A 15,374-nucleotide genomic window follows, 5' to 3' on the forward strand; every position below is an offset into this window, starting at 1 on the left:
TTACTTCCTATATTTTATCAAAAAATTATTTAAAATAGAAGCGAAATATAATAAATTTAATAAATAAAATCTTTTATATTAATATATTACTAAAATTTAACTATTAGTCGAAATATATACATATAAACTTTTAAGTTACAAATAATTAAATTTATATAGCTTGAAAACATAGAGAATTTCTTTTAATATATAATATAGAAGCATTTAAAGGAGGATTATACCGTGGGCGACATATTATTAACTATAGCATACTTTGCAATTACTATCGGATTAATGGTTTTATTATTTATAATTGGAAGAAAGTATGTATATTCAAAGGTAAGAATAAATAAATGGATTCCATTAGCTATTTCTATAGTATTATTTGTAGTTCAATTTATTGTTAGAAGTCAGAACGTTTGGATAACTATGGCATTTACTTTAGTTATACTTTGGTTCTTTATGTGGTTTATGGACATACAAAACACAGGGGGACCTAAGAAAAAAGAAAAGAAAATTGAAATTAGACCTAAGGCTAAGCCTAATAGAGTAAAACATATGCAAAATCAAAAAAAATAAAATGCTTATAAATAAACATGGCAATTCATAAAGAAATGCCATGTTTGTTTAATTTATAAGACTATTTTCACTTATAAAGATTGGAGAACTACAAGCTATTCTATTATCATCTTGTATTATTTTAATAACATACCAAGTTTCATTATTATCTTTTTTATGCTCATATAAATACTTAATACTATTTAAATTTATATTTTCTATATTTCTTATAATTTTACCATGATTACTAATTATTTGAATTTCTTTGATTTTATATTTAATATCTTCAGCAAAAATCATAAATCTTAGTTTATTTGAAGATATAAAAATCTCTTCCCCCATAAAACCATCATTTATTGTAAAATGAAATTTTAAGTATCTAGATTCTGTTGAATAAGTTCTTCTTTCTCTAAAAGCTGAAATAATATCAGCTGTTGATAGATTATTGCATATGCAAGCAGTCAAGTTCTCAGAATCTCCAAATGGGAATATATGATTAGTTTCTTTGCTTATAGTACCAAGCTGCCAACCAGAATCTAATAAACTAAAATAATATTTATCGCCACGTATTAGTTTATTATTAGAATCTTTATGACTCACTTCAGCAGAAGTAATGAGTTTATTTAGTACTTCATTATATGGAATTAGCTTTACATTCCTATTCGGTATATTAATTGATATAAAAGCATCTATGTTATTTAACATCCATAATGTAAAAATTTTGAAGTCTGTAATTGTACTAGTGAAAAAGTTGTTGCTGTGAATAATATTAATATCTCCATATGAATTAGTGCTAGATTTAAAGCCTACTAGTGGAATAAAGTCACTATTTTTTTTTCGCATTCTAGCAGCATAAATCTTACTGGCTTGAAATTTAGAGTATTTACTGTCTTTTAGATTTACTTCTTCAGAAAGATAAGAGTTATGATCTGTTATAAACATAAAATTTAAACCAATTTTAAATGCGTATTCAAAAGCTTCTATGGGAGAACCCTTGCCAGTTGAATATCCTGTATTGTAATTGGGAATTCCATAATAATATTTAATATTAGATTTATCAAAGTCGTTTATATTCTTACTTTTTTTTCTACCCAACTTAAGCTCCTTAATAAATTACTATATATTATATATAGTATTTAATAAGTAGAAATAATGACAAGAATATCAAGGAGTGATAAAATATCTTTAAATATATTAAATAGGAGGGTATGAGATGATTTTAGATTTTAAAGGTATTAGACCAGTCATAGATGAGACTTGCTATATTTCAGAAAGTGTTGATATAATAGGAGAAGTTGTTATAGAAAAAAACGCTAATATTTGGTTTGGAACTACTATAAGAGGAGATATGAGTAAAATTCATATTGGAGAAAATACTAATATTCAAGAGAATTCAGTTGTTCATGTTGATTTTGATTGTGAAACTAACATAGGAAAAAATGTAACAGTAGGACATAGAGCTATTATTCATGGATGTACTATTGCAGATAATGTTTTAGTAGGCATGGGATCAATAATACTAAATGGGGCAAAGATAGGAAAGAATAGTATTATTGGAGCTGGCTCATTAGTAACTCAATATAAGGAATTTGAAGAAGGTGTTCTTATTATGGGAAGCCCAGCTAAAGTTGTTAGAAAGCTTACTGAAGATGAAATAAGAAGTATAGAGCAGTCTGCTAAGAATTATGTAGAAATTAGCAGAAAATACTTATAAATCAGGAGGAAAAATGATTAATATAGGTGAATATAATTTATTAGAAGTCAAGAGAGAAAAGGAATTTGGTTATTACTTAGGTGATGGTGGTAAAGTAGACGTTTTATTACCTAAATCAATTGCTGAAGGAAAAGAAATTAATGTTGGGGATAAATTAGAAGTTTTTGTATATAGAGATTCAAAAGATAGACCAATTGCAACTTTTAAAAAGCCGTTAGTAACAGTGGGCGAAGTTGGGTATTTAAAAGTAGTTTTTCAAACAGAATTTGGAGCTTTTATAGACTTTGGACTAGACAGAGATATATTTGTACCTTTAAAGGAGCAAAGATATAAGTTACATACAGGAAGTAAATATTTGTTTTATATATATTTAGATAAAACAGGTAGATTAGCAGCAACTACAGATGTTGAAAGTTATATATTAAATGCAGGTGAAGAAGGTAAGGAATTTAAGATTGGTGATGAGGTAGTAGGTCAAGTTTACGGTAAAACTCAAGGGGGCACAGTACATATCGCCATTGATTCCAAGTATAGAGGATTAATTTTACCTAATGAATATTATACTGAAATATATCCAGGAACTGAAATGAAACTTAGAGTTAAAAGAATATATGAAGATGGCGTTATTGGATTAACTCCAAGACAAACTAGATTAAGTGAAAGAGAAAAAATTCAAGAAGATATATTAAAGTATTTAAAGAAAAATGGTGGATTTATGCATTTTAATGATAAATCTAAACCAGAAGATATAAAGGCTACATTTAATACTAGTAAAAACTACTTTAAAATGGCTCTTGGTGGATTAATGAAAGAGGGAAAAATAGTTCAAGAAGAAGAAGGAACTAGATTGAAATAATAAAAGGTAGTATTTTGTTAATAGTATATAATTAATGACAGTAAGGTAAGTTATAAAAGATATAACTTACCTTATTATTATTATGCATTTACAAATTCTTTTAGTTCAGTTAATAGAGTAGTTTCTTCATCATATATTTCTTTTGTCAATACCGAGATTTCTTTTAATAAGTTTCTATTTAATGTTTCTGATAACTTCCATAGTAAATCCCCTACAGAATCCCATTTATTTGATATAGCTATATATTTGTTTCCTATTTCTTTAAATTCCTCAATTTCTACAATATCACATGCTTGTATTAAGAAGTCTCCATACATTTTTCTAAATATGCCTCCACCTGTTCCACCATCAGCGCTTATTTGGAAATAGTTAGTAATGCCTACAGAATTCAATTTTTTATTATCAAATTTATCCCACTTTAAGACTTCCTTAGAAAACTTTTTTATTCCATTCAGTCCTAATAATTGTGCCGGAGGATTTAACATATTTTCACAAGTTTCATTTATTGCTGCAAAAATAATAGATTTTGTTATAGCAGTTTTTTCATTAAAGTTTATATCAAGATATTTGTTTTTAGAAGGAAATGGCTTATGATTGCTACTACGAGCCGTCTCTATTTGTGTATAAGATACTAAGTGAAAATCTTCTGCAATATTTCCTTTAGGAGTTCTGATCGCATAGTCAGAATTGTCTCTATCACTTATATAGAAATTTTGATTTTCATAGTCATATCCAAATATAACTATAGCATGTCCACCAAAATGGTTATCTTTTCCTAAATTTAGATAATCAAGATAAGCCATATCAGCATATACTAGAACTGGTTTGTTCTCATCTAGAAGTTCAATGGTTTTATCAAAAGCAGACTTATATTTTCTACTTGATTTACATTTGATTTCAATATTAAGTCTTTCTCCAAGCTTTTTCTCAAACTCAAAAGGCATTGTTCTTCCAGCTAGCATAGGTGATTTTTCAAGGTTTATATAACAAAATGATAATCCAGAACCAATACCAAAAATCATTTCCTCGGTCATATGATAATTATAATAGTCAAATATTTGTTTTAATGCACTTGTAATGCAATGTTTACCACCTGTAGGTTTGAATTTATCAACTATTTTTTTCATTTTGATGCCTCCTTTTTATACATAGTACCATCTATAATAAGACATCATTATGTCATATTATTAATAAATAAAAAATATTTTCGTACATTGTTGACTTTAATACTTTATCGTGATAAAGTATTAGATAAGGAAAGCGATAAGCGGAAAATAAAAAGGGGGATTTAATTATGAATATGAAGGTTAAGAAAAAAGTTTTATCATTGGCATTGATGGCTATATTGCCAATTACATTAATATCATGTGGAGAGAAAAAAGCTAGCAATTCACTAGAAAAGGAAACTTTGATACTTGGTTTTGATGATACTTTTGTACCAATGGGGTTTAAAGATGAAAATGGAGAATATACAGGTTTTGATATAGATCTTGCAAAAGAAATGAGTAAGAAGCTTGGAAAAGAAATAGAGTTTCAGCCAATAGATTGGAGCATGAAGGAAACAGAACTTAATAACGGAAATATAGATTTTATTTGGAATGGATATAGTGTTACTGAAGAAAGAAAAGAAAAAGTAGAATTTTCAAATTCTTATTTAAATAATAGACAAGTTATAATAACATTAGCTGATTCTAAGATTAATTCTAAAGCGGATTTAGCAGGGGCTGTGGTTGGAGCACAAAATCAATCAAGTGCTGTTGATGCCATAGAGGCTGATGGAGATATAGTATCAACATTTAAAGATGGACAAATAGTAACATTTGATACTAATAATGATGCATTTATGGATTTAGAAGCTGGAAGATTAGATGCAATAGTAGCAGATGAGATACTAGCTAAATATTATATTAATCAAAGAGGTGCTGAAAAATATAAGGTTTTAGATGAAGACTTTGGTGATGAAGAATATGCGGTAGGCATGAGAAAAGAAGATAAAGAATTAGTTGAAGCATTTAATAAAGCCTTTAAGGAATTAATAGATGAAGGAATAGCAGGAGAAATTTCAGAAAAATGGTTTGGAGAAGATATTATAGTTAAATAGAAGTATAGGTGGTGTTTACTTTGGAATTAATAAATGAAATAATAGCTTTTTTACCTCAAGCATTAGAAGGTCTAAAGGTAACAATTAAAATTTTTGCAATAACATTAATATTATCAATACCTTTAGGAGTAATAGTTGCACTTGGAAGGGTATCAAAAATTAAGTTAATTAAATCATTAACAGGGATATATGTATTAGTTTTAAGAGGAACACCTTTATTACTTCAAATATTATTTATATTTTTTGGATTACCATTATTAAATATAAATATTCAAAGATTTCCAGCAGCTATATTAGCCATGGTATTAAATTATGGAGCTTATTTTGGTGAAATATTTAGAGCAGGAATTTTATCAATAGATAAAGGACAATTCGAAGGTGCAGAAGTTTTAGGGCTTAGCAAAAAGGATACATTCTTTAGAATAATAATGCCTCAAGCATTAAAAAGGATATTTCCACCTGTAGCAAATGAAGTTGTTACTTTAGTAAAAGATACAGCTTTAATATATGTTGTTGGCTTAGACGAATTATTAAAAATAGCAAAGATAGCAGCTAATAGATTATCGTCTATTATGCCTTTTGTAGTAGTTGCTGTTGTATATTTAATTTTTAATGGATTAATAACGAAATTATTAGAATTTATAGAAAAGAAATTTAGTTACTATGAATAGGAGGGATACTATGCTAAGAATTCAAGGAATAAATAAAAAGTTTGGAAATTCAGAAGTTTTAAAAGGAATAGATTTAGAAGTTAATTCTGGAGAAGTAGTAGTAATAGTAGGTCCTTCTGGCGGTGGAAAAACTACTTTATTAAGATGTATAAATGGGTTAGAGTTTTGTGATAAGGGTACTATAGAAATAGATAAAAAATATCTATGCAAGGATGGAGTTTATGAAAATAAAAGTAAATTCAATGAGGCAAGAAGAGAAATTGGACTAGTATTTCAAAGTTTTAATCTTTTTCCACATATGAGTGTTTTGGAGAATTTAATAGAAGCACCTAAAAGAGTTTTAAAACAATCAGAAGAAGAGGCAGTAAAAAATGCAAAGGGAATATTAAATTTTTTAGGTCTTGAAGATAAGATAAATAGCTATCCATACCAATTATCAGGTGGTCAAAAGCAAAGAGTTGCCATAGGTAGGGCTCTAGCATTAAACCCAAAATTAATGTGCTTTGATGAACCTACATCTGCTTTAGATCCAGGATTAACAGGAGAAGTTGCAGAGCTAATAAGGTCTTTAGCAAAGAACGGAATGAGTATGCTTATTATAACTCATGATATGAGTTTTGCTGAAAAAGTTGCAGATAAGATTTATTCTATGAATAATGGAGTATTAACTACTGGGAATTTTTATAAACCAGCAATATAGAATGAAAGAATGAAAGAATGAAAGAATGAAAAAATGTAGAATTATTGATGTAATTCTAAAGGAATTACTGAAAATATAGTTATTTTAGAAACTCCTAAGGAGTTTCTTTTTTACTTTAATGTTAATAGTTACCAATATATTTCTACAAGAGTATATTATTTCTTTTTTTTATGGGAGTATATTCCGAATAAGTGTATAATAAAAGTATAAATTATTACACAATTGTATTATATTCATAATTAAAAACTATATAGGAGGATTAAGAATTTATGAAAAATCAAATTAAATATTATTTAACTGGAATCATTATACTAATATTAAGTTCACCTTTAGCCTATACAACGCTTAATATTATTTATCAAAACAAAAATTTATCTGGGGAATTTGAACCATTATTAAATGGATTTATACATTCATATATGCTAATTGGAGTATTAGTATTTAGTATTGGCTTAATAAATTTATTTGTAGAGCATAAACAAAAGTAATACATTTTGATGAACAATTTTAAACTACTGCGAATTAAAAGTGGATAAATAAATTATCCACTTTCATACTCTCCATTATCAATATAATTTTAAAACAAAGCCTAATTTTACATTTTTGCATTATTAATTTTTACTATTAAGTTTGTAATACTTATGCAGCTTTTTTCTTATCACTTGCTCTAAAGAATATCTTAATTATTTCATTAATTGCAAAAGGAATTAATGAAATTAATATTACAATTCCCCAATCTTTTAAACTTAAAGAATATACTTTAAAGATATCAGCAGTAAAAGGAATAGTTATTATCGCGAATTGTAGCAATATTCCTAGGAGTAATGATCCTATTAACCACTTATTTTTAAATATTCCAATTTGGAATAGTGATTTAGTTTCATTTCTAACAGCAAAGGAGTAGAAAAGTTGTGAAACGCTAAGGACAACAAAAGCCATAGTTTGAGCATGTCTTAATGAATCAGGATATAAGTATTCTCCAAGTAAAAATGCAAATAAAGTGTTTGCACCTATTAATACTCCGTTTATTACTAACAAAATCCCCATTCTTCCAGAAAAAAGGCTTTCTTTTGGGTTTCTTGGAGGTAGTTTCATTACATCCTTGTCACCAGGATCAACGCCTAATGATAATGCAGGAAAACTATCTGTTATTAAATTTACCCAAAGAATATGAATAGGCAAAAGTGGAGATGGCCAGTTCAATAATATAGCTACGAATAAAGCCACTACTTCACCTAAGTTACAACTTAAAAGAAAAATTATAGATTTTTTAATATTATTAAATATATTTCTTCCTTCTTCCACTGCTTTAACTATTGTAGTGAAGTTATCATCTGTTAGTACCATATCAGCAGCACCTTTAGCAACGTCTGTACCAGTAATTCCCATAGCTACACCTATATCTGCTGCTTTTAATGATGGAGCATCATTTACGCCATCACCTGTCATTGATACTATATTTCCGTATGATTTAAATGCTTTTACTATTTTAACTTTATGCTCTGGAGAGACTCTTGCAAAAACTCTATAATTATTTACTATCTTAGTGAACTCTTCTTCTGAGTAGCTATCTATTTCACTTCCAGACATAGCTTCAGAAATATCATTTACAATTCCAAGTTCTTTAGCAATAGCAACAGCAGTATTCTTATGATCACCAGTAATCATTATTGTTCTTATTCCAGCTTTTTTACTTAATTCAATAGAACCTTTTACTTCTTCTCTTGGTGGGTCAATCATCCCCATAAGACCTACAAAAATTAAATCTTTTTCTAAATCATCAATTACTACATGTTCATTATTAATTGTCTTATAAGCTAGGGCCAATACTCTTAAGGCATCATCTGACATTGAATTAGAAGCATTTAATGTTTTTTCTTTTTCTATGTTCGTAAATTCTTTAATTTCTCCATTAACTAATATTTTATTAGAGATTTTTAAAATACTATCTATCGCTCCTTTTGTGAATACATAGTACTTATTTTCATAAGAGTTAACTGTAGTCATAAGTTTTCTATCAGAATCAAAAGGAATTTCATTTATCCTTTTATATGCTTTATTTAAATCTTCTTTAAATATGCTTAGTTTATTTCCTACATCTATTAAAGCAACTTCAGTTGGATCTCCAGTTTGAACACCGTTTTTTGAGGTTGCATCATTACATAAAATCATCCCATGTGTTAGAAGTTTTGTTTCTTTATCGGTAATATTCATATCTTCCAAATTAGATATTTGTCCATTAACGTAGTATTTTTTAACTGTCATTTTATTAATAGTTAATGTACCTGTTTTATCAGAACAAATTATATTAACAGATCCCAATGTTTCAACAGATGGCAGTTTTCTAATAATTGCATTTTCTTTGATCATCCTTTGTACACCAAGTGCTAATACAATGGCTACAATAGCTGGCAATCCTTCAGGAATAGCAGCAACTGCTAAACTTATAGATGTCATAAACATTTCTAGGAAGTCTCTACCTTGGAACATTGATACTATAAACATAAGAATAGAAATGCCAACAGCAGCAAAGCCTAATATTTTCCCCAGCTGAGCTAATTTCTTTTGAAGAGGGGTTGTGTTTTCATCCTCCTCATCAAGCATTTTTGCTATTTTACCAATTTCAGTATTCATTCCAGTGCTAACAACTATACCAAGACCTCTGCCATAGGTAGCTAAGGTAGACATGAAAGCCATATTATGTTGGTCTCCAATAGATACATCCTTATCTTCGAGAATAACATCAGAATTTTTTTCGGAAGGGACAGATTCACCAGTAAAAGCTGATTCTTCTATTTTTAAGTTAGCAGATTCAACGATTCTTAAATCAGCAGGAATATATCTTCCAGCATCAATAATTACAATATCTCCTACAACTACTTCTTCTGATGGTATTTCTACAATATTACCATCTCTTTTAACGATAGCTTTTGGGGTAGACATATTCTTTAAAGCTTCTAAAGCTTTTTCAGCCTTAGATTCTTGTATAACCCCTATAATTGCATTAACAAGTATTACTATCAATATAATAATTGAGTCACTAGCTTCTCCTACAATAAATGATATAACCGCTGCTATTAATAAGATATAAATCATAACATCATTAATTTGAGCTAAGAAAAGCTGAAATATAGATTTTTTCTTTTTTCCTTCGATTTTATTTAATCCATTTTTATCTAATCTAAGTTTAGCTTCCGAAGATGAAAGCCCATTTATTAGATTAGTGGATAGTTCATTTATAATTTCTTTAGAATCTTTATTAAACCACATTCAAAAACCTCCATAATTCAAAATTATAATAAAAGACTATATAAATATATTGTCTTTATTTTATTAATATTAATACATATAAAAAAAGTGAGGGAAATAAATTTTATGTTATAATAGTTTTTGAAAGGGTGAACATTATGGAAATAGGAAGAGTCAATAGAAAAGGGATAATAAGTAAAGAGAGAAAAATGATTTCTGAAAAAAAAGATTTTTCTCAGAGCTTTAATCAAGCGAGAGATAGAAAGTCGGAAGAGCAATTAAAAAAGATGATTGAAGATATACATAAAAAAGGAAATAGATTAGTAATTACTAAAACTTATGGAGATGTAATTGCATATAAAAAAATGATAAAAGAGTATTTAGAATCAATTTTAAAGTTCATGTATGATACAAAAAAAGATGTTAGCTTTTGGCAAACGCAGTATTTCATTACAGTAGATACAATAGATAATAAATTAGAGGAGTTAACTGAATCACTCTTAAAAGGTGAAATTGAAAATATAAATATTGCTGCATCGATAGATGAAATACAAGGATTGATTGTGGATATTTATAGATGAATAAACAATACTACCTTGAAAAAAGGTATAAAGAAATGTATTATTAAATAATAATAATTCGCAGTTATATAGGAGGTTATATATGATAAAAAGATTTATTAGCTATTATAAGCCATATAAAAAGTTATTTTTCTTGGATATGTTAGTAGCAACTATCGCAGCAGCTTCTGATTTAGTTTATCCATTGATGACTAGAACATTAGTAAATGACAGTATTCCTAATAAAAATATTAGAATGATTATTATATTTGCAGTTGTTTTAATACTTATTTATTTAATTAAGGCTGCTTGTGCATATTTCATGCAATATTATGGACATGTTATGGGAGTACATATGCAAGGTGATATGAGGAAGGACATGTTCTTGCATTTGCAAAAACTACCTAATAAATATTTCGATAATAATAAAACTGGGGACTTAATGAGTAGAATGATTAATGATCTTATGGAAGTATCAGAACTGGCTCATCATGGACCAGAAGATTTATTTATTTCTCTTGTTATGCTTATAGGATCATTTATCGTATTATGTACAATAAATATTCCATTAACTTTAATTATTTTTGCATTCATTCCATTCATAGTTCTCTTTACATGGAAGCAAAAAAATAGAATGCTTAATGCTTTTATGGAAACTAGGGTTGAAACATCAGCGGTAAATTCAAATCTTGAAAATTCACTTTCTGGAATTAGGATTACAAAAGCTTTTGTATCTCATGAACATGAAATAGACAAGTTTAAAAAAGGAAATAATAAGTTTAAAAAGGCTAGATCCAAGGCGTATAAAGTTATGGCAGAATATGGTGCTGGAGTAGGGTTTGGAATAGATATATTAGACTATATATCATTAATAGCAGGAGGAATATTTACTTATTTTAATTATATTAATCTAGGTGATTTTTTTGCTTATTTATTATATATTAAGCTGTTTACACAACCAATAAAGAAGCTTGTAAGCTTTATGGAACAATACCAAAATGGAATGACTGGTTTTAAAAGATTTATATCAATAATAGATGAAGAAGTAGAAGAGGATGGAAATCAAGAATTAAAAGAAGTTAAAGGTGAAATTGAATTTAAAGATGTTCACTTTAGTTATGATGAAAAAAATATATTAGAGGGAATTGATTTAAAGATTGAGGCTGGTAAGATGCTTGCGTTAGTTGGACCATCTGGAGGTGGAAAGACTACGTTTTGTAATTTGATTCCAAGGTTTTATGATGTAAGTGATGGTGATATTTCTATTGATGGTACAAGTATATATAATGTTACTCTAGAGTCATTAAGAGGAAATATAGGAATAGTTCAACAAGATGTATTTTTATTTACTGGGACAATAAAGGATAACATTTTATACGGTAATCAAGATGCTACTGATGAAGAAGTAATTATAGCGGCAAAAAGAGCGAATATACATGAATTTATAATGAACTTACCAGAAGGGTATGATACCTATATAGGTGAAAGAGGAGTTAAACTTTCAGGTGGACAAAAACAAAGAATATCAATTGCAAGAGTATTCTTAAAGAATCCACCTATTCTAATATTAGATGAAGCAACATCTGCATTAGATAATACAACAGAGTATATGATACAAAAATCATTAGAAGAATTATGTGAAGGAAGAACTACTATAGTAGTGGCTCATAGATTATCCACAATTAAAAATGCTAGCGAGATATTGGTGTTGACTGATAGGGGGATAGAAGAAAAGGGAAGTCATGACGAGCTTCTTGAAAAAGGTGGATTATATAAGGAGTTATATGAATCACAATTTTTAAATTTAAAGAAATAAACTTTAGATATTTGGGGAGAATATCTAAAGAGAATATTGACTAATTTGATTAAAATATAGTAAAATAAACAAAATACCCTGTAGGGGTATAATAGGAGGTAGATTTATATGGTTCAACATGTATCTGAAGTGGATTTTAATGAAGTAGTATTAAATTATGAAGGTGTTGTTTTAGTTGATTTCTGGGCAACTTGGTGTGGTCCGTGTAAAATGATAGCACCGGTAGTTGAAGAGGTGTCTAAGGAAGTTAATAATGCAAGATTTGTAAAAGTGGATGTTGATCAAAATGAAAACTTAGCAAACAAGTATCAAATATCAAGTATTCCAACATTAATGATATTTAAAAATGGTACTCCAGTTGATACTTTAGTAGGATTTATGCCAAAGGATTCTTTAAAAGCTGCTGTAATTAAGCATCTTTAATAGAGGTATTATCTTGGATAAAAGATATGACATAGCAATTATTGGTACTGGACCTGCAGGGTTATCTGCAGCATTAAATGCAAAAATAAGAAATAAAGATTTTATTATCTTTGGCAATAAAAATTTAACTAATAAAATAGTTAAAGCACCTAAAATCAATAATTATTTAGGCTTTTATAATGCTAGCGGTGAAACATTAAAAGAAAAGTTTCAAGAGCATTTAAATTCTATGAATATAGAAATTACTGAAGAAAGAATAAATAGCATATATGCTATGGGAGAATATTTTTCTCTAATGGCAAATGATAAGACTTTTGAAGCTAAAACTATTATTCTGGCTACTGGAATAGAATATACAAGGCCAATAAAAGGTGAAGAAGAATTTTTAGGTAAGGGCGTTGGATATTGTGCAACATGTGATGCACCTTTATATAAAAATAAAATAGTAACTATAATAGGACATAATAAGGAAGCTGAAGATGAAACAAATTATGTTTCTGAAATTGCTGGTAAAGTATATTATATTCCTATGTATAAAGGAAAGTATAATATAAATGAAAATGTGACTTTAGTGGAAGATAAACCAGAAGAGGTTGTTGGAGATTTAAAGGTTAATAAATTAATTTTAAAGAATTCTGAAATAGAAACAAATGCTGTTTTTATTTTAAAAGACTCAATTTCTCCAGGGCAGTTAGTTCCAGGTTTAAAAATTAAAGAAGGTCACATTCATGTAGATAGACTAATGAAAACTAATATACCTGGTTGCTTTGCAGCAGGAGATTGTGTAGGAAAGCCTTATCAATATATTAAATCTGCTGGTGAAGGAAATATTGCCTCTCTTAGTGCTGTTAAATATTTAGATGAGTTAGCTAAGAAATAATTTAAAAATACAGTACATAATGTACTGTATTTTTTGTATAATCTTATTATACTTTTTTAAATTGTAAATTATAATAAGATTATATAAAGAAACAATCATAGGAAAGTTGAGGGAATTATATTTATGAATAATAGACAAAAAAATAGTAAAATTAATCCTTTGCTAGTTGTTGGAGCTATTGCAGGAGCAGCTGCTGTAGCGACCGCTGCAAAAAAGATAAAAGATAATAAGCAAAAGAAAGAATCGTTCGAGAGATTCAGTAAAAGCTTCGAAGAGAATGGAGAAAGACAAGTATATTTTGTTGGAGGTGGCCTAGGATCATTAGCAGGTGCAACATATTTAATAAGAGATTGCAATTTTAAAGGGGAAAATATCCACATTATTGATGGATTTAACATCATAGGGGCAAGTAATGATGGAGGAAATGCAACAAATGGATTCTTTGTCAGTTGTGCTAGAAAGTTAAACGAAAAGACATATGAAAACTTCTGGGAACTATTTAGAAGTGTACCATCAATTGATATGCCAGGAATGAGCGTTACTGAGGAAATATTAAATTTCGATCATTTTCATCCTACTCACGCACAAGCGCGTTTAATTGATAAGCAAGGTAATAAAGTAGACGTAACAAATATGGGATTTAATAATTCAGATCGTATGGCTTTAGGGAAACTAATGATGATGCCTGAGGAAAGATTAGATGATTTAACTATAGAAGACTGGTTTAGGGACACTCCACACTTCTTTACAACAAATTTCTGGTATATGTGGCAAACTACTTTTGCTTTCCAAAAATGGTCTAGTTTATTTGAATTTAAAAGATATATGGAACGCATGATACTTGAATATTCTAGTCTAGATACATTAGAAGGAGTTACTCGTACAACCTATAATCAATATGAATCAGTAATTCTTCCTATAAAAGAATACCTAAGTAAACAAAACGTAGATTTTAGTATAAGAGCTACAGTTACAGATATAGATTTTAAACCAGGAGAGAAAATAACTGCAACAGCAATTCATATAAAAGATGATGAGGGAGAAAAGGTAATAGAATTAAAAGATGACGATATATGTATAATGACCAATGGATCAATGACTGACAATGCAACATTAGGAGACTTCAATACAGCTCCAGAATATAAAACTGAGAATCCATTATCAGCTAAGCTTTGGGAAAAAGTTGCAAGGAAAAAGATGGGGCTTGGAAACCCAATACCTTTCTTCAAAAACCCTGATAATACTAATTGGGAAAGCTTTACTGTAACTTGTAAAGGAAATAAGTTATTAAAGTTTATTGAAAAGTTTTCAGGTAATACACCAGGAAGTGGAGCGTTAATGACTTTTAGAGATTCAAACTGGTTAATGAGTATAGTAGTCCCAGCTCAACCTCATTTTAAAAATCAACCGATGGATACAACAGTTTTTTGGGGATATGGACTTTATACAGATAAAGTAGGTGATTATGTAAAGAAGCCAATGAAAGACTGTACTGGTAAAGAAATACTAACAGAGCTTTTACATCATCTTCATTTTGAAGAGAATATGGATGAAATTATGAATTCTGTTGTTAATGTAATCCCATGTATGATGCCATACATAGACTCTCAATTCCAACCAAGAAAAATGACTGATAGACCTAATGTAGTACCAGAAGGTTCAACTAACTTTGCTATGATTAGTCAATTTGTTGAAATTCCAGATGATATAGTATTCACTGAAGAATATTCAGTACGTGCTGCAAGAACAGCAATATATACTTTATTAGATGTTAAACATAAAGAAGTAATACCAGTAACACAATATAAAAAAGATCCAAAGATAGCATTAAAAGCTATTAGGAAAACTTATAGTTAATATAAAGAAT

At 28.5% G+C, this 15,374-nt stretch carries 15 protein-coding genes; 12 read left to right on the forward strand and 3 right to left on the reverse strand.

What is annotated here, in order from left to right; all coding sequences use genetic code 11:
- Positions 1–222: 222 nt before the first annotated feature.
- On the forward strand, positions 223–558 hold the full coding sequence (locus QK892_RS06545) for a hypothetical protein (protein ID WP_317272735.1): 336 nt from the start codon (positions 223–225) through the stop codon (positions 556–558).
- Between the two features lie 48 nt (positions 559–606).
- Here QK892_RS06545 and QK892_RS06550 read toward each other — a convergent pair whose 3' ends face one another.
- Positions 607–1,632, reverse strand: coding sequence for a histidinol phosphatase (locus QK892_RS06550; protein ID WP_317272736.1), 1,026 nt, complete (start codon positions 1,630–1,632; stop codon positions 607–609).
- 118 nt (positions 1,633–1,750) lie between these two features.
- Between QK892_RS06550 and QK892_RS06555 the strand changes: the two genes are divergently transcribed.
- Both QK892_RS06555 and QK892_RS06560 read left to right on the forward strand, forming a co-directional pair.
- Positions 1,751–2,251 (forward strand): gamma carbonic anhydrase family protein, encoded by a 501-nt coding sequence (locus QK892_RS06555; protein ID WP_317272737.1) that lies wholly within the window; start codon positions 1,751–1,753, stop codon positions 2,249–2,251.
- Between the two features lie 13 nt (positions 2,252–2,264).
- A complete protein-coding gene (locus tag QK892_RS06560; protein WP_317272738.1) occupies positions 2,265–3,107 on the forward strand; it encodes a CvfB family protein in 843 nt (280 codons plus the stop codon).
- Positions 3,108–3,187: 80 nt separating this feature from the next.
- On the opposite strand, the gene QK892_RS06565 is transcribed toward QK892_RS06560, so the two are convergent.
- The gene (locus QK892_RS06565; protein ID WP_317272739.1) at positions 3,188–4,234 is read right to left on the reverse strand and encodes a BtrH N-terminal domain-containing protein; all 1,047 of its coding nucleotides are present in this window, start codon (positions 4,232–4,234) and stop codon (positions 3,188–3,190) included.
- Positions 4,235–4,407: 173 nt separating this feature from the next.
- Between QK892_RS06565 and QK892_RS06570 the strand changes: the two genes are divergently transcribed.
- From QK892_RS06570 to QK892_RS06585, 4 genes are all read left to right on the forward strand, one after another.
- The gene (locus tag QK892_RS06570; RefSeq protein WP_317272816.1) at positions 4,408–5,208 is read left to right on the forward strand and encodes an amino acid ABC transporter substrate-binding protein; all 801 of its coding nucleotides are present in this window, start codon (positions 4,408–4,410) and stop codon (positions 5,206–5,208) included.
- A 29-nt stretch (positions 5,209–5,237) separates the two neighbouring features.
- Positions 5,238–5,879: an amino acid ABC transporter permease gene (locus tag QK892_RS06575; protein WP_317272817.1), complete on the forward strand. Its 642-nt coding sequence runs from the start codon at positions 5,238–5,240 to the stop codon at positions 5,877–5,879.
- A gap of 10 nt (positions 5,880–5,889) precedes the next feature.
- Positions 5,890–6,579, forward strand: coding sequence for an amino acid ABC transporter ATP-binding protein (locus QK892_RS06580; protein WP_317272740.1), 690 nt, complete (start codon positions 5,890–5,892; stop codon positions 6,577–6,579).
- Between the two features lie 269 nt (positions 6,580–6,848).
- Positions 6,849–7,067 carry a hypothetical protein gene (locus tag QK892_RS06585; protein ID WP_317272741.1) on the forward strand — a complete coding sequence of 73 codons (219 nt, stop codon included), beginning with the start codon at positions 6,849–6,851 and terminating at the stop codon, positions 7,065–7,067.
- Positions 7,068–7,218: 151 nt separating this feature from the next.
- Here QK892_RS06585 and QK892_RS06590 read toward each other — a convergent pair whose 3' ends face one another.
- Positions 7,219–9,849 carry a calcium-translocating P-type ATPase, PMCA-type gene (locus QK892_RS06590; RefSeq protein ID WP_317272742.1) on the reverse strand — a complete coding sequence of 877 codons (2,631 nt, stop codon included), beginning with the start codon at positions 9,847–9,849 and terminating at the stop codon, positions 7,219–7,221.
- Positions 9,850–9,986: 137 nt separating this feature from the next.
- Between QK892_RS06590 and QK892_RS06595 the strand changes: the two genes are divergently transcribed.
- The 5 genes from QK892_RS06595 to QK892_RS06615 all read left to right on the forward strand — a co-directional run bounded on the left by QK892_RS06595 (position 9,987) and on the right by QK892_RS06615 (position 15,364).
- Positions 9,987–10,409, forward strand: a complete 423-nt coding sequence (locus QK892_RS06595; protein WP_317272743.1) for a YaaR family protein — start codon at positions 9,987–9,989, stop codon at positions 10,407–10,409.
- 82 nt (positions 10,410–10,491) lie between these two features.
- Complete coding sequence (locus tag QK892_RS06600) at positions 10,492–12,204, forward strand: ABC transporter ATP-binding protein (protein ID WP_317272744.1); 1,713 nt, start codon at positions 10,492–10,494, stop codon at positions 12,202–12,204.
- 108 nt (positions 12,205–12,312) lie between these two features.
- Positions 12,313–12,627: a thioredoxin gene (gene trxA / locus QK892_RS06605; protein ID WP_317272745.1), complete on the forward strand. Its 315-nt coding sequence runs from the start codon at positions 12,313–12,315 to the stop codon at positions 12,625–12,627.
- A 13-nt stretch (positions 12,628–12,640) separates the two neighbouring features.
- On the forward strand, positions 12,641–13,507 hold the full coding sequence (locus QK892_RS06610; protein WP_317272746.1) for an NAD(P)/FAD-dependent oxidoreductase: 867 nt from the start codon (positions 12,641–12,643) through the stop codon (positions 13,505–13,507).
- A 123-nt stretch (positions 13,508–13,630) separates the two neighbouring features.
- Complete coding sequence (locus QK892_RS06615; protein ID WP_317272747.1) at positions 13,631–15,364, forward strand: oleate hydratase; 1,734 nt, start codon at positions 13,631–13,633, stop codon at positions 15,362–15,364.
- The last annotated feature ends 10 nt before the right edge of the window (positions 15,365–15,374 follow it).

The organism is Clostridium lamae, assembly GCF_033043255.1.
Taxonomy (GTDB): Bacteria; Bacillota; Clostridia; order Clostridiales; family Clostridiaceae; genus Clostridium; species Clostridium lamae.